Source organism: Tolypothrix sp. PCC 7601 (assembly GCF_025677855.1).
Lineage (GTDB): Bacteria > Cyanobacteriota > Cyanobacteriia > Cyanobacteriales > Nostocaceae > Aulosira > Aulosira diplosiphon.
This window is the reverse complement of sequence record NZ_CP064879.1, coordinates 3,883,042-3,898,795: the sequence shown is the minus strand read 5'-3', so window position 1 is coordinate 3,898,795 and position 15,754 is coordinate 3,883,042. Positions and strand designations below refer to the sequence as shown.

At 42.0% G+C, this 15,754-nt stretch carries 12 protein-coding genes; 6 read left to right on the top strand and 6 right to left on the bottom strand.

The features are described 5' to 3' along the window. The first annotated feature begins 17 nt into the window (after positions 1 to 17). The gene (locus HG267_RS16220; protein ID WP_045871907.1) at positions 18 to 470 is read left to right on the top strand and encodes a YlqD family protein; all 453 of its coding nucleotides are present in this window, start codon (positions 18 to 20) and stop codon (positions 468 to 470) included. Between the two features lie 785 nt (positions 471 to 1,255). Here HG267_RS16220 and HG267_RS16215 read toward each other — a convergent pair. From HG267_RS16215 to HG267_RS16205, 3 genes are all read right to left on the bottom strand, one after another. After that, positions 1,256 to 2,653, bottom strand: a complete 1,398-nt coding sequence (locus HG267_RS16215) for a cytochrome c biogenesis protein (protein ID WP_045871908.1) — start codon at positions 2,651 to 2,653, stop codon at positions 1,256 to 1,258. 3 nt (positions 2,654 to 2,656) lie between these two features. Then, a complete protein-coding gene (locus tag HG267_RS16210; protein WP_045871909.1) occupies positions 2,657 to 3,397 on the bottom strand; it encodes a cytochrome c biogenesis protein CcdA in 741 nt (246 codons plus the stop codon). A 366-nt stretch (positions 3,398 to 3,763) separates the two neighbouring features. Beyond that, positions 3,764 to 5,542: a DnaJ domain-containing protein gene (locus tag HG267_RS16205; RefSeq protein WP_045871910.1), complete on the bottom strand. Its 1,779-nt coding sequence runs from the start codon at positions 5,540 to 5,542 to the stop codon at positions 3,764 to 3,766. Between the two features lie 296 nt (positions 5,543 to 5,838). Between HG267_RS16205 and HG267_RS16200 the strand changes: the two genes are divergently transcribed. Continuing rightward, positions 5,839 to 7,032 carry a Coenzyme F420 hydrogenase/dehydrogenase, beta subunit C-terminal domain gene (locus HG267_RS16200; protein WP_045871911.1) on the top strand — a complete coding sequence of 398 codons (1,194 nt, stop codon included), beginning with the start codon at positions 5,839 to 5,841 and terminating at the stop codon, positions 7,030 to 7,032. A 12-nt stretch (positions 7,033 to 7,044) separates the two neighbouring features. Here HG267_RS16200 and HG267_RS16195 read toward each other — a convergent pair whose 3' ends face one another. Next, the gene (locus HG267_RS16195; protein WP_045871912.1) at positions 7,045 to 8,274 is read right to left on the bottom strand and encodes an aminotransferase class I/II-fold pyridoxal phosphate-dependent enzyme; all 1,230 of its coding nucleotides are present in this window, start codon (positions 8,272 to 8,274) and stop codon (positions 7,045 to 7,047) included. Positions 8,275 to 8,361: 87 nt separating this feature from the next. On the opposite strand from HG267_RS16195, the gene HG267_RS16190 reads away from it, so the two are divergent. From HG267_RS16190 to HG267_RS16175, 4 genes are all read left to right on the top strand, one after another. Next, positions 8,362 to 9,180: an acyl-CoA desaturase gene (locus HG267_RS16190; protein ID WP_045871913.1), complete on the top strand. Its 819-nt coding sequence runs from the start codon at positions 8,362 to 8,364 to the stop codon at positions 9,178 to 9,180. 214 nt (positions 9,181 to 9,394) lie between these two features. Continuing rightward, complete coding sequence (locus HG267_RS16185; protein ID WP_045872124.1) at positions 9,395 to 10,447, top strand: fatty acid desaturase; 1,053 nt, start codon at positions 9,395 to 9,397, stop codon at positions 10,445 to 10,447. A 337-nt stretch (positions 10,448 to 10,784) separates the two neighbouring features. Further along, positions 10,785 to 11,882 (top strand): fatty acid desaturase, encoded by a 1,098-nt coding sequence (locus tag HG267_RS16180; protein ID WP_045872125.1) that lies wholly within the window; start codon positions 10,785 to 10,787, stop codon positions 11,880 to 11,882. A gap of 132 nt (positions 11,883 to 12,014) precedes the next feature. After that, complete coding sequence (locus tag HG267_RS16175) at positions 12,015 to 13,136, top strand: fatty acid desaturase family protein (protein WP_045871915.1); 1,122 nt, start codon at positions 12,015 to 12,017, stop codon at positions 13,134 to 13,136. 222 nt (positions 13,137 to 13,358) lie between these two features. Here the strand turns inward: HG267_RS16175 and HG267_RS16170 are convergent, their stop codons facing one another. Together HG267_RS16170 and HG267_RS16165 are read right to left on the bottom strand one after the other, a co-directional pair. Next, positions 13,359 to 14,624, bottom strand: coding sequence for a glutamate-5-semialdehyde dehydrogenase (locus tag HG267_RS16170; RefSeq protein WP_045871916.1), 1,266 nt, complete (start codon positions 14,622 to 14,624; stop codon positions 13,359 to 13,361). Positions 14,625 to 14,628: 4 nt separating this feature from the next. Then, the gene (locus HG267_RS16165; RefSeq protein ID WP_045871917.1) at positions 14,629 to 15,036 is read right to left on the bottom strand and encodes a hypothetical protein; all 408 of its coding nucleotides are present in this window, start codon (positions 15,034 to 15,036) and stop codon (positions 14,629 to 14,631) included. Positions 15,037 to 15,754: the final 718 nt, after the last annotated feature.

The window sequence follows — 15,754 nt, the reverse complement described above, 5'->3', positions numbered from 1 at the left end:
AGTGAACGTGAAACTTTATGGATGCTTCCAAATCCCAACAATTGCTTTTGAAACGGATCGTGAATGTCAAAGTCATTGTCACCCCTCTGTGGAAAGAGGAAGTACAACAGCAATTGCAAGCGCAAATCAACCAAACCGATCAGCAATTGCAACAACTAGACGTTGAAGGACAAAGAGCGATTACCGCCATTCAAAAGCAAAGTTTGCAACCCCCAGGCCCCCAAACTCTGCAACAGATTGACAATATTCAACTGCAAGTCAACCAAAAGAAAAGCGAACTGCTAGAACAGAAAAACCAATTCCTGCAAAATCTCCAGCAAGTCCAGTATTTGGAATTAGATCAAGAAGTCAACCAATTCCAAATGGAAGGCTTTTTCCGCATCGAACCAGGCGATAACTTAATCAGCAAAACCCAAGTTGAAATCGTTATCCGCGATGGCATTGTCGAAGAAATTCGAGGAGATATTTAGAAATTTGTTTGCCATTTGTCATTTGTTAATGTTCTCCTGCTAATTACTGCATAACTCATGACGAATGGCTCAAATCCCAGCATCTACTGACATGATTTACTAGCTGTATTTCACCCCACGCACTTGCATTCAATTGGTAAACGCAAGGACGTGGGTTTTTTAATGGAATTGGTAATTGGTAATTGGTAATAGGAATTTGAAAAGGAATGTGATACACGGGTAGGGGCAAGGCACACCTGTGTCAACTTAACGTGAAACCCTTGCCAAAACTCGATTTTGAATTCCTTTGCCTACCATCAAGATCCGCGTTACCCCACCCCAGTTTTGTCTAAAGCCAAAACGTCACCTCCCCGCGCGCGGAGAGAAGTTACAAGAGATGCGTTACGCTGACGCTAACGCATCCTACTGGCGTGGCAAGACTAAAATGTTGCAATAATTTTTCTTGTGGGGTGGACATCTTGTCCGCCCCGGACGGGCAAGATGCCCATCCCACAAGAGTTTTTTTTCATGGACTATTTTAGTCTTACCATGCCAGTAGTGGCATGGCAAGCCTTAAATAATGTTCGCAACAGATAAATTCTACGTAGGGGCACGGCATCTACAATATTTTGGTACATTCAATTATCTTACTGGTGCCGTGCCCTTAACAAGGTTCGGTTAAAAATTTTTTCGTCATATTTTGGGCTTGTAGAGACGCGATTAATCGCGTCTCTACAGGATTCAAACGTCAATTGATTTGTTTTATCAGAACCGTATTTGCCTTATCCTTAACCATGTAATTCAGATTAACTTGGGCGGGGTTGAGTGATTATTTGCTCATCATGTGCATGATTACTCAAGCTATCTAAAATTTCCAAAACTTGCTGTTCAAAAGCAACTTGGGCGCGATTAGTTTTACCACCAACAAACAAGCGATCGCCTTTTTGCAATGCCCAAATTTGGGAGTGGGAAAAGTAACTCATCACGACACCCAGCATCAGTAAGGCAAAGCCGGTGTACACAATGGGAATACCCGGATCGGCTTTGATTTGTAAGCCAGTACTACCGATGACTTCTAAAATTTTCAGGGTTACGCCATTTACTTGGGTAGACATTCCCGCACGGACGGTATCAATTAATTTACCAGTGGCATCATAAATTAACACCATCCCTTGTAAGTCTTTGGCAATTAACGAAACACCTTCGCTTAAATCTGGTTTTGTGGGAATCCAAGTACCCCAAATTCGCCCTGCACCATTAGTATCTAGTTGTGCCATTGGCAGTTGAAAAATGGGGCTGTTATTAAATTGAATGCGAACCCCCGCCAGTCCCCAATCTGTTTGATAAAAAGTCACACCATGATAACGCAAAGGTTCGTTGACAAAAATCTTTTTGTGGTCAACTTCTTGCCCTTGCTGATTTAACACAGACATATCTGAATAAAACTGATCAATTCCACCTGTGGGGGTGTAGTCAATCCAAAATCGATTAACTCTAACAGACCAATCTTTAGGAACTTGAGCTAATGCCAAAGGCCCAGCATCTACAATATTTTTTACCTGAAATGTATCGCCGCTAGCAACCATTTCTTGAGCCATAAACCCAGTCATTGCCCCCCAAATTCCCCCTAATAAAATAGTGACGATGCCGATATGCACAATAATCGGCCCAATGCGTCCCACTATTCCTTTACGGGCATAAAGAATATCGTCTTTTTCTTGAAAAATTTTATAACGCTGTTTTTGTAATATGGGGATGAGGCTATTTAAGGAACCTGTATCTAGTTCCGCACTCAAAGCTAATTTTTGAAATTGTCGCGGTTCATCATAATATTTCCACCTTTGAGCAGCTTTTAAGGCGGGAAGTTGGCGCGTAAAAGTACAAGCTGTCAAACTAGTCCCAAATAAAACTAATAAGCTGAGAAACCACCAAGTACGATATACATGGTCTAATCCCACTACTTGAATTACTTTCCAACTGAGGAAACCAAATAAAGCAGGGTGTTCTGGGTAATTAGCTTGGTAGAATCCGGGTGTCTGACCTTGTTCGATGACAGTACCGCTAATACTAAATAGGGCGATCAGCAGTAAAAGTGCGATCGCTAATCGTAAATCTGTCAGTACAGGTAAAAACTCTCGCCGCAAAAAGCGCCCAGGAATTGACCACCAACTTAATTCTGTGGTCGTGGAATTGTCTGTTGTCATTGCTTAAAAACTTCCAAACGGAATCCGCGAAATTAAGGAAAATACACCAAACCCAACTAACAGCACACCGCTAACAGGGTTAATCCAACCAGACCAACGGCGTAATTCCAGCAGCCTTTTAATTGCTGCTGTAAATGTACCTGCCAAAATTAATGGTGCGACATAACCGGCTGTGTAAGCAATTAGCAACACCGCACCTAAAATTAAGTCTTGTGTATTCGCCACCCAACCCAGCAAGCTGGCCAACACTGGGGTACTACAAGGTGACGCAACTAAACCGAAGGTTAAACCTATCAAGTAGGAACGCACTCCTGGGGGTAAATCTTGGGAAATCCAATTTGTTTCACCTAAAGAGGGAAATTGCAGCGGTAGTGCTTCCAGCAAGTTCAGCCCCATGAGAATGGCGATAATACTGACAATTATCGGCAAACCGATGCCCACTTGACCGTAAACCTTGCCCACAAAAGCCGCTACTATCCCCATCCCAGCTAATGTGGTGGCTAATCCCAAGGCAAACCAAGTGGATTGGGCGGCGGCTTGTAGACGGCTTTTAGCTTCATAACCGCCGATATAGCCAATGGTAATTGGCAGCATAGAAAGCATACAAGGCGTGAGGCTGGTTAACAAACCAGCCGCGAAAATAACGCCAATACTCACCACACTGAGGTGTCCCAGCTGATTAGAGACTAGGGCATTGGCAAATTGTTCTAGTTTGTAAAGTTGGATTTGCAAAGTCTCAAGCATGGGGCATTATGACCGGGAAATGCTTACTATGCTTGAATTTTAGCTTAGTTTGGGACTTTGGGTAGAAGGAATCAGGGAAGGCGATCGCAATATTATAGAACTCATATTTTGATGTTTAAAGTTCAGGTAGTGGCGTGTCTAGACTAAAATGGTGCATTATTCAAACTCTTGTGGGATAGGCATCTTGCCCGTCCTGGGCGGACAAGATGTCCACCCCACAAGAAAATTATATTGCCACATTTTAGCCTTGCCACGCTACTACAGTAATTCTATGTTTACTTTATAAATAATCTCTCAGAGGAAGACGGTAGAGAAATACGATACCTACGATAAATGCACTTACTCTGTATAAGTTGGTAGCTGCCATTAATAAAATCTACTCTGGATGTTACTATTCCATTGCTCCAGAAACTTTTGATAAGCCAGATTTATTGCTTGCATTGAAGCTTTAGCATTCTCAGAAGCGTTAAGATCAGGATGGTAAAATCTTGCTAATCGACGGTAAGCAAGCTTCACTTCATTAGGATGAGCGTCCCGATCTACACTCAAAACTTCCCACCATAACTCAGAATCTATATTTTCGATTGTGAATTTCTCAAAGCTTTGAGTTGTTTGCCAAATCTGGACTGTAGCATTATTACCACCACTAATCAGGGTTTTGCCATCAGGACTAAAAGCTACAGGACTACGACCATAAAAAGTTTGTATGATTTCTCCTGTAGGCAGATGCCAAATGTTAATGACACCATCACTGCTGCTACTAGCTAAAGTTTTACCATCACTGCTGAGACTAATAGATAAAACCGCCGTTGAGTGTCCGGTGAGGGTGTGGAGTAATTCACCAGTATTGAGATTCCAAAGTTTAATTGTGGTGTCTGTACTGCCACTAATTAAAGTTTGACCATCAGAATTAATAACAACCGTGTTAACTGCTGCTAAATGTGCAGATAAAATAGAGCGCTGTTTTCTAGTATTGACATCCCAAAGTCTAATAGTTTTATCCGCACTTCCACTCACAATCGTTTTGCTATCTGGGCTAAAAATAACGCCTAAAACTGTATCTAAATGCCCATTTAAAGTACATTTAATTGTTCCTGTATAACCTCCCCAAATTCTGATAGTTTTATCATTACTACCACTCACAATGTATTTCCCATCAGGGCTAAAAGCAACTGAGTGAATAAAACCGTTATGGCTGTAGGGAGAGTTTAAATAAAAGAATGTACGCAAGAATTTTCTTGTATCTATCTGCCAACTGCTAATTTTACGATCTACACTACCACTGACAACTTTCTGCCCATCAGGACTAATAGCCACAGATAAAACAGCTTCTGCTTGTCCGGAGAAAGTATAAAGCCATTTTCCGCTGCGTAAATCCCATAGATGAACTTGTGCGTCATTACTGCCAGTAGACAGGAGATGACTATCTGGACTGATTGCGATCGCATTTACTGCTGCTGAGTGTCCCTTGAGTGTGCGTATACATTTCCAAGTTTCTGTTGTTGCAGCTGATGCAGGAATTATTTTTGTTTCAATATTGGTAGGAGAAGGTTCAGGATTAGTTTGATTTTTTTCTTTTAATTCAGCCTTCAATTGTTCCAATTCATCTTCAATTTCTAAAGCCGCAAATTTGGGGTTGAGATCCTCACCAGATAAAAATGCCTCTAACTCCATCACAGCTGCGGCATAATAATCCATTGCTAGGACTTTCTCTTCCATGCGCTCAAAAACTTGTGCAGGAGTTTCCTTAGTTTCCGATTCATCTAACAGCTTGGCAATCCCATAAGCGGCAAGTCCCACTACTGCACCAACCCCTACCATTGGTACTGTACCAATACCAACCGCCAGCCCTATTTTTGGCGCAACTAATCCCATACCACCCACAACGCTAGAAAATCCAGCACCGCCAACTGCGCCAATTCCCATTGCAGCAAAAGCTGCTGCATCTCCTTGGGCGATCGCACTAAACGCCCCATAAGCAGCTGCACCACCTACAGCACCAATCCCAACTACTGGAACTGTGCCAAGTCCCACAGCGCCAAATCCTCCAGCTAACCCCATCCCGCCAACTGTTGCGGAAACGCCAGCGCCTGTTATGCCGCCTCCAGCAATAAATGCTGCACCTGTTTGAGAATTTTGAGTCACTTTCAATTTATTTGGAGAATCTCTTCATCAACGATGCTCCAGATAAAAAACAGTTGAGAATGGAAAAAATACTTAAAAGTTTCTCTATCTTCTTTAATGCTCAGTTTCTATCGCCAAAAAAAGGATGCAAGCCCCTAAATCTACTTATGCATCACATAGATTAACACCAGGCACAAAACTTAAGTATGGGTATTGTAATGGGTGAATTTTGAATTTTGAATTTTGAATTTTGAATTCCCCGGAGGGGTTGACGGTATTGTAGTAAAAGCGATGCCTGGATAAAACAAAGAATTTATATGACTTCGGTTTCTCCTCATAAAAAAGCCAAAGCCTTAAAACCCACTAGCCGCCGCCCTGCTAAAGAACTGTGCAGCGAGTGCGGACTGTGCGATACCTACTACATCCACTACGTTAAAGAAGCCTGCGCCTTCATTAATCAGCAGATAGGGGAACTAGAAGCACAAACCCACACCCGTTCTCGCAACCTGGATAACCCCGATGAACTTTACTTTGGTGTTCATCAAGACATGATGGCGGCGCGGAAACAGCAGCCCATCGAAGGCGCACAGTGGACAGGTATTGTCAGTTCCCTGGCGATTGAAATGCTGAATCGTAGGCTAGTTGAAGGTGTTGTTTGCGTGCAAAACACCAAAGAAGACCGCTTTCAACCCATGCCAATTATCGCCCGTACCCCAGAGGAAATACTGGCAGCGAGAGTCAATAAGCCAACACTATCACCCAATCTCTCAGTTTTAGAGCAAATAGAACAATCTGGGATGAAGCGGTTATTAGTAATTGGAGTTGGTTGCCAAATCCAGGCATTAAGAGCCGTAGAAAAACAGCTAGGCTTAGAAAAGCTGTATGTTTTAGGTACGCCCTGCGTAGATAATGTTACCCGGGCTGGACTGCAAAAATTCTTAGAAACTACCAGCCGATCGCCTGAAACTGTCGTGCATTACGAATTTATGCAAGACTTTCGCGTTCACTTTAAACATGAGGATGGCTCTACAGAAATGGTGCCATTCTTTGGCTTAAAGACCAATAAACTCAAAGATGTCTTTGCCCCCTCATGCATGAGTTGCTTTGACTACGTCAATTCTTTGGCAGATTTAGTTGTCGGCTACATGGGCGCACCCTTCGGCTGGCAATGGATTGTTGTGAGAAATGATACAGGTAAAGAAATGTTGGACTTGGTGAAAGACCAGTTAGACACCCAACCTGTAATGTCTCAAGGGAATCGCAAAGAAGCTGTACAGCAAAGTATTCCAGCTTACGATAAAGCTGTGACTCTCCCCATGTGGGCAGCAAAACTTATGGGTGTGGTGATTGAGAAAATTGGGCCGAAAGGTTTAGAATATGCCAGATTTTCGATTGATTCCCACTTCACTCGTAATTACCTGTATGTGAAGCGGAATCACCCAGAGAAGTTGGAAGCCCATGTGCCGGAGTATGCTAAACGCATCGTTGAGCAGTATAAGTTACCAGACTAATACGCAACGATTTTAAGCAGGGCCGACAGCTTCTATTGCTGCTTCTAGTGCGATCGCAATATGTGTCCAATGCGTACCCCCTTGGCAATAAACCACATAAGGCTCACGCAACGGCCCATCTGCGGAAAATTCCAAGGTGCTACCTTCGATAAATGTCCCCCCAGCCATCACTACCTGGCTCTCATACCCCGGCATTTCATCGGGGATGGGGTCAAGGTAGGAACCGATGGGAGAATTTTGTTGTACAGCTTTACAGAAGGCAATGAGCTTTTGGGCGGAACCGAGTTTAATTGCTTGAATTACGTCGCGGCGGGGCGCAAGTGGCGCAGGATTGACAGGATAACCCAGTTGATCAAAGACATAACCTGTAAGGTGAGTGCCTTTCATCGCCTCTCCCACCATCTGCGGCGCGAGAAATAACCCTTGGAATAACAGACGATTTTGGTCAAAGGTTGCACCACCATAACTACCAATACCAGGAGCAGTAAGACGACAGGCTGAGGCTTCTACTAAATCAGCGCGACCAGCTACATAACCGCCAGCAGTCACAATTGTGCCACCAGGATTTTTAATCAATGAACCCGCCATTAAATCAGCACCAACATGGGTGGGTTCTTGAGTTTCGATAAATTCACCGTAGCAGTTATCTACAAAACAAACAGTGTTGGGATTTTGCTGTTTGACTAGTTGGACAATTTTTTCGATATCAGCAATCGATAAGCTAGGCCGCCAAGAATATCCGCAGGAACGTTGAATTAATACTAAACCTGTGTTATCAGTCACGCTAGTGCTTAAAGCCTGCCAATCAATATTTCCATCAGGTGTTAAGTCTAATTGGCGGTAATTTATGCCAAACTCAGTAAGGGAACCTTGACCTTTACCCCGTAAACCAATCACTTCTTCGAGCGTATCGTAGGGAGCACCGACCACTGCTAACATTTCATCTCCAGGACGCAGCACACCATACAAGGCACAAGCGATCGCGTGAGTCCCTGAAACAAACTGTACCCTTACTGCCGCAGCTTCGGCCCCCATTACTTCGGCAAATACTTTATCTAAAGTTTCTCTTCCTAAATCATCGTGTCCGTAGCCACTTACACCTGCAAAGTGGTGTGCGCCTACGCGTTGATCACGAAAGGCATGTAATACTCGTTGAAGATTGTGCTTGACCTGAGCGTCAATTCCAGAAAAAATCTCTAACAGTGCCTGTTCTGCTTGCCGCAGCTGTTCCAAGCTGTTCATTGGTTCCTCATTAAAAAAAAATTAAATTAATATGCGGATTTTTGGGATCGCGCAGATTAGGCTTCACCTTTCCTATTCAGGTTACTCATGACAATTGCTACCTCAACCAAACTTCAAATTAACTGGGTTAATACCCTCTTCTTCGCTGCGTTGCACATCGGAGCGCTGTTTGCCTTGCTTCCTAGCAACTTTAGCTGGCAGGCATTTGGTGTCGGTTTATTGCTCTACTGGATTACCGGAGGTTTAGGTATTACTTTGGGTTTTCACCGCCTGGTTACCCATCGCAGTTTTCAAACTCCCAAGTGGTTGGAATATCTATTGGTGCTTTTCGGAACTCTCGCCTGTCAAGGTGGGCCAATTGAGTGGGTAGGTACACACCGTATCCATCATCTACACTCGGATACTGAACAAGACCCCCATGATTCTAATAAGGGCTTTTGGTGGAGCCATATGGGTTGGCTGATTTATCACGCACCCGCTCACGCTGAGGTTCCTCGCTTCACTAAAGACATTGCCGATGACCCAGTTTATCAGTTTTTGCAAAAATATTTTATTCTCGTCCAAGTGGCCCTAGGTTTGTTGCTATTGGCAATAGGCGGTTGGCCGATGGTTGTTTGGGGCATTTTTGTGCGGATTGTTTGGGTTTACCACTGTACCTGGTTGGTAAATAGTGCTACACATAAATTTGGTTATCGTACCCACGACTCTGGCGATCGCTCCACTAATTGCTGGTGGGTAGCTTTACTGGTATTTGGTGAAGGCTGGCATAATAACCACCACGCTTTCCAATACTCAGCTCGTCATGGCTTGGAATGGTGGGAAATTGACATGACTTGGATGACTATTCAATTGCTGCAAGTGCTTGGTCTGGCTACAAATGTCAAGCTGGCAGATAAAAAGTCCTAAGCGAGTACATTGATTGGCAATTACATCTTGACATTGCACAGTCGATAGTTTACTCAGGGACAAAGTTTTTTTTAGTAACCAAAATATTGATTCCCTTAACTCTTAAACAAGAGTGAGTTGGGTTACTATAATCCGAGACGTTAATGTGTATAAGCTTTACGGCAAACCACTTAGTGGTGTGTTGGTGGAGGATTTTGTTGTTTTTCAGGTTTTCATGACTACATCAATAATCAAAATTCAAAATCAAGCTAATGACCTTGGTAGCTCCAAGCTGAAGCTAAAAGATATTATTAAAACCCTGCCCAAGGAGTGTTTTAAAAAGGATAAACGTAAAGCTTGGACAAATGTGGTGACTGCCGTTTTCATGGTGGCTTTAGGCTACTTCAGTCTGGCAATTTCGCCTTGGTTTCTCTTGCCATTTGCTTGGATTTTTACAGGTACAGCTTTAACAGGTTTTTTTGTCATTGCCCATGATTGCGGTCATCGTTCCTTTGCGAATCGTCGTTGGGTCAACGATTTAGTCGGGCACATTTTAATGATGCCTTTGATTTATCCATTTCATAGTTGGCGGATTAAACATAACTATCACCATAAGCATACAAATAAGCTGGAAGAGGACAATGCTTGGCATCCCATCACACCAGAAGTATTTCAAAATTGGGGGCCATTCCGCCGTTCAGTCTTTGAAGGCTTTATGCGTAAACGCTTCTGGTGGGTAGGTTCCATTGGACATTGGGCAGTTGTACATTTTGATTGGCGTAATTTCAAAGCTAAAGACCAATCAAGTGTTAAGCTTTCTGTGGCTGTAGTAGTAATTTTTGCAGCCGTTGCCTTCCCACTACTCATTGCGACAACTGGTATTTGGGGATTTGTCAAATTTTGGCTTTTACCCTGGATGGTTTACCATTTTTGGATGAGTACCTTTACTCTGGTTCACCATACTGCCGCAGATGTGCCCTTTAAGGCAGCTACCAAGTGGAATGAGGCTCTAGCTCAACTATCTGGCACTATTCATTGTGATTATCCACGCTGGATAGAATTTCTCTGCCACGATATTAATGTTCATGTACCTCATCATCTTTCTACTGCTATTCCTTCCTATAATCTGCGCTTGGCTTACAAGAGCATCAAAGAAAATTGGGCAGATTATCTTCATGATGAAAGCCAATTTTCTTGGGCTTTAATGAAGGACATTACCGGCCAATGTCAACTTTACACTCCTGATGTTGGTTATCAAACTTTTGACGATTATTACGCAGGGCGATAAATCAAAGATGAGGTATAACTTGGAAGATTATTTTTTCTTCTGGAAAGTTTTGCTTTTATCTTTGTAATTTCCCCTTGTTAGTGATTTGTATTCTGGCAGATCCTACTAATGAACATTGTTCAGGAAATTGCCAGAAGACAATTTTGTGTGGATCAGCACTCAAAAATATATCTCCGAAGCTGCTCATTGCAGAGGTCAAACGATTTTGGATTTTGGATTGGTTACATACTTTAGAGGTGAGACATAATCACAACCAACTAAAATACGCCAATCTAAAATTTTCAGTAACATTTCCTTGTTTACAGCAAGGCTTAGAATTTATATTCCATTGAATCCAGTGCCATCAAATAGTATCCCAGCCGACAGCGTTAAGCTACTCCATCCCCTTAGCTCACAATCATCTGAAGATTCGGCAAAATTACCTTTTACTCTTCAGGAATTAAAAGCAGCAATCCCACCTGAATGCTTTCAGCCAAATTTAGGTAAATCTCTGTTCTACTTTTTTCGAGACATCCTCATTATTGGTCTACTTTACGCAGTTGCTAATTATCTGGATTCTTGGTTTTTTTGGCCAATTTTTTGGCTAATGCAAGGAACAATGTTTTGGGCTTTGTTTGTAGTTGGACATGACTGCGGACATCAATCTTTCTCTAAAAAGAAATGGCTCAATGATTTAATTGGACATCTTGCACACACACCAATACTCGTTCCTTATCACGGTTGGCGAATTAGCCACAGAACCCACCATCTCAATACCGGCAATATCGATAATGATGAAAGCTGGTACCCTGTGAGCGAATCACAATATAAAGAAATGCCGTGGGAACAAAAGATAGGGCGGTATTATGTGTTTTTCTTAGCTTATCCGGTTTATCTGTTTAAGCGTTCTCCTAATAAAGAAGGTTCCCACTTCTTACCCAGCAGCTCACTTTTCAAACCTTCTGAAAAATGGGATGTGATTACCAGCACTGTACTGTGGACTTGCATGGTAGCTTTGCTTGGCTTTCTTACATATCAGTGGGGTTGGTTATGGTTGTTGAAAAATTACGCCGTACCCTACATTGTGTTTGTAATTTGGCTAGATGTGGTGACATTCTTACATCATACTGAGCCTGATATTCCCTGGTATCGTGGCGAAGATTGGACTTTTCTCAAAGGTGCTATTTCTAGCATTGACCGTAATTACGGTTTAATCAATCATATCCATCACGATATCGGTACTCATGTAGCTCACCATATCTTCCTGAATATCCCTCATTACAATTTGCTCAAGGCAACTGAAGCAATTAAACCAATTATGGGGGAATATTTCCGTGAGTCTCAAGAACCCATTTGGAAGTCATTATGGCGTTCCTGTATTAGCTGTCATTTTGTGCCCGATTCTGGCGGAAAAGTTTACTACACATCTAATAGTAAACTTGCTAAACCTTCATAAATAGACAGCATTTGATGAACTAAAAAAGCATAGCTCAGAAGATAATCTGCTGACGCTTTTTTAAGTTTCCATTAACTAGTGCTAGCTTCTTATGAAGCAGCACTTTCATATTAAAGTTACGTGAGTAAATCTATGACAACAGCACCAGAGACAAGAGTTACTTTTACTAAAAACTTTGGTTTTAGAAAAGAACTGAATAAACGAGTTGATGCTTATTTTAAGTCAAACAATATTTCTACCCGCGATAATCCAGCAATGTATTTCAAAACATTGACTATTGCTGTTTGGGTAATTGGAGCCTGGACATTTACTCTCTTCGGCCCCCCGCAAATCTGGCTGAAAGTGATTGGCTGTATTGTTTTAGGATTGGGTATTGCGGCTGTCGGATTTAGTGTCGGACATGATGCTAATCATGGCGGTTATTCGAGTAAGAAATGGGTCAATACTCTTGTGGGTTCAATTTATGACGTAATTGGATTATCTAGTTATTTATGGCGATATCGGCATAATTTTCTACATCATACTTATACAAATATCTTAGGTCATGATGTGGAAATACATGGTGATGGCTTAGTGCGAATGACTCCCTATATGGAGCATCAATGGTATCACCGATTTCAACACATATTTATTTTATCTATCTATACAATCATCCCTATTTACTGGTCTTTTGCAGATATTCACATCATTCTGTTTAAGCGTAAATATCATTCCCATGTGGTTCCTACACCCAAACCACTAGATATGCTGATTCTTTTTGGCGGTAAAATCATCTGGCTAGCACTTTTTCTAGGAATTCCCATTGCTGTAGGCTACAGTCCTATACAGGCGCTTGTAGGATTTCTCATCACTTACATGACCTATGGATTTTGGATTTGCATAGTTTTTATGCTGGCTCATGTGATGGACACAGCAGAGTTTATCCAACCAGATAGTCAACCAGAAGAAATTGATGATGAATGGGCAATTTTCCAAATTAGAACCACCGTTGATTTTGCTCCTAAGAATCACTTCTTAAATTGGTATTTAGGTGGACTGAATTACCAAGTCGTCCATCATTTATTCCCTCAAGTTTGTCATATTCACTATCCCAAAATTGCTCCTATTTTGGCAGAATTGTGTGAGGAGTATGGAGTGAAATATAATGTCTGCCCAACATTTACATCAGCGCTTATTTCTAATTTTCGTTGGTTGAAATATTTAGGCACTACGCCAAACGCAGAATATAAAACTCCAGCTTTAGTGAATAGTTAGTATTCAGTAAGCTTCTTGTATAGTGTCAATAAGACAGAATATAGCTTATATTTAATCCGCTTTATTGACACTATACTATATACCAGATTGTGAATTTTTAAATAGATTAATTTTTAGGGGCATAGTATTACTATGCTCCTAATTTTATTTGTATTTGTGATTTAGCATTTGGGACATCAAAAATCCTACCCTGCAAGATTTATATGTATTATCCCCAGTCCCTTAAAACCTACCATTACCCTGCACAATATGCTTAACAGTCGTCAGGGTTTCTAGGCTGATAAATCCCCGGCGATGACCTTTTTGATTAGACATTCCTAAAAATATCGAGTCTCCCCGTGAAGGATTGCGAGAAAACTTTGGGGAGGCATTGATATAAGTAGAGGCGCTATTTACCCCTAAAGCAAACTGGCGACTTTCTTGATAAGATTCGGTGACAATGCAGTCAGCATGACCGCTACTGTATTGATTAATCCACGCGATCGCAGCTTCTAAGCTATCAACCAATTTAAAGGCTACGGTTTTGGTTAAATAGGCAGTTCCCCATTCGGTATCTTTCGCTAGCTGCAATTGGGGAAAGGCTTCTACTAGTTCCGCATCGCCTTTAACTTCAAAGCCTTTGTCTTTTAAACTATTCCACAAAACTGCTAAGGATGAAGGTAAGGCTTGGCGATGAATTAAGACTTTTTCAATGGCGTTGACTGGATCTGGATCGCTTTCATGGCTATCGATAATCATCCAGCGCACCATTTCTAAGCTACTATTGAGCGACCAGTAAAGGTAACAATTGCCCATTGCTGACTTTAACACTGGGCAAGTTGCTTGTCGCATGACTTGCTGTACCAAGGTGGAACGTCCGTAGGGAATAACTAAATTTAAGTATTGGTCTTGCACAACCAAATCCCGAACGGAAGCACCATGTTCTGTGGTAATCAATTCTAAACAGCCTGCTGGTAAACCAACTTCAGTAATCGCACTTTGGAGAACATTAGCGATCGCTTCGTTAGAATGACTGGCCTCAGTACTGCCTTTAAGAATAATACTATTACCAGTTTTGATACATAAACCAGCTGCGATCGCTCCTAAATCGGGGAACGCTTCATAAATGAATCCAATCACCCCTAAAGGCATTAACTGGGAGTAACTTTGAGAATCATCCTGCTGATACTCAGCATTTCTCACCCGCCGCAGTGGATCGGATAATTCCCCTAACCGTTGTAAAATTTCCACAGTCGTTTCTAGCCTGGTGGGAGTTAATTTCAGCCAATCTAAAATCAACTCTGGCACTGCCATTTCTCGGCTTGCTTCTAGGTCTAATGTATTAGCTTCTAGAATGTCATCAAAAGCGCGTTCTATAGCCCGCGCCATTGCCAATACAGCACGACTGCGGTCTACTCCTTTTGCGATCCCCAGCTTAAGGGAAGCTTGGTAAGCGCGTTTAGCGCTATTTATTGGTTCGGGGATATCATCCAAAACTTCAACGGTCATTGAGTTAACGTCTGTAGGTAAGCCAGACCATAAGTGCTGGCAAAATAGCCAGAAGTACCGCCACCATTGCCCAAGCAATAATGGTGGAACCATTTGCTAATCGCAGTGCTAATGGTAGCCATATAATCACTAGCACGAAAATAATGCCCAGCGCTATCGGTAGATAGCTTTCTCCTAGTTTTGGATGGACAACGTGCCAACTATTACCCATCCAGCGCCAAGCACGTTTGTAGGGGTAGGTGGTAGAAAGTTGCTCTAGGACATAAGCATCATTTTCTACCACAAAGATTTGTTGACAGCGATCGCAACCAAATGCATCTGTCAGGGTAATCGGAATTAACCGTCCTCGGCGACGGCAGGGACAAGGATATTCCGTATTGAAGTCTATTTTTTCAGGTTTTTGAGATTGCACAAGCGTTCTAATAACTTGAGCTTATTTTTTACAATAGGTGAAAACACTATGCCTTGGTCTATGCCTTGGGTAGTGGTTTTCTGATTTTTTCAGCTTGATACAGATAGGAGACAAAGCCGAAGTTGCAATGATTCTCCAGGATAAATGAGGCTGAATGAGGCTGTGATCACAGCCGTCTTCACGTTCGGTTAGTTAAATAAAGCTTATCTGGCTGTTGTTCCCTATGTTGAGCAATTTTTTTTAAGAGTTTTCTCGTCTGCATCTGTGGCTTAAAAAGTAATCTAGTAGTGTTTTTTAGACATTTATTGTTTTTGAATATCTGGCACCGTTTTTAGTTTAAGTGGCAATATCTCATAAAACAACCGTTCTCTGAGGTCAAGCTTAAAAATAATTAGTACCAGCAAATCAAGGCTAAGTTTTTACGTCAAACGAATTACAATTTACTCGTCAGACTAATCAGGAGTCAACAGTTCAAGTTAGCCTAAAACAGGCAATTGCAAAAGCCAATGAACTTAACAGTGCCGACTCTTGGTCTAGGTAGATTTTGGCTCACTTCACAGCCACAAGGCGCTTGACACCTACACAATATTGCTATTAATCTAGCCACCCTTGATCCAGTGTAGTACACTGCATAAAAAACGAATTGACTACATATATGAAGATTAGATTAAGCCTATATCTCAGTCACTAGAGACTTACACTTTCACTTCATCTATTC

Bases quoted from the DNA above. Each gene is read 5' to 3' on its own strand.
- HG267_RS16220 (WP_045871907.1), top strand. From the start codon at position 18: ATGGATGCTTCCAAATCCCAACAATTGCTTTTGAAACGGATCGTGAAT.
- HG267_RS16215 (WP_045871908.1), bottom strand. From the start codon at position 2,653: ATGACAACAGACAATTCCACGACCACAGAATTAAGTTGGTGGTCAATT.
- HG267_RS16210 (WP_045871909.1), bottom strand. From the start codon at position 3,397: ATGCTTGAGACTTTGCAAATCCAACTTTACAAACTAGAACAATTTGCC.
- HG267_RS16200 (WP_045871911.1), top strand. From the start codon at position 5,839: ATGACTTCGGTTTCTCCTCATAAAAAAGCCAAAGCCTTAAAACCCACT.
- HG267_RS16195 (WP_045871912.1), bottom strand. From the start codon at position 8,274: ATGAACAGCTTGGAACAGCTGCGGCAAGCAGAACAGGCACTGTTAGAG.
- HG267_RS16190 (WP_045871913.1), top strand. From the start codon at position 8,362: ATGACAATTGCTACCTCAACCAAACTTCAAATTAACTGGGTTAATACC.
- HG267_RS16185 (WP_045872124.1), top strand. From the start codon at position 9,395: ATGACTACATCAATAATCAAAATTCAAAATCAAGCTAATGACCTTGGT.
- HG267_RS16175 (WP_045871915.1), top strand. From the start codon at position 12,015: ATGACAACAGCACCAGAGACAAGAGTTACTTTTACTAAAAACTTTGGT.
- HG267_RS16170 (WP_045871916.1), bottom strand. From the start codon at position 14,624: ATGACCGTTGAAGTTTTGGATGATATCCCCGAACCAATAAATAGCGCT.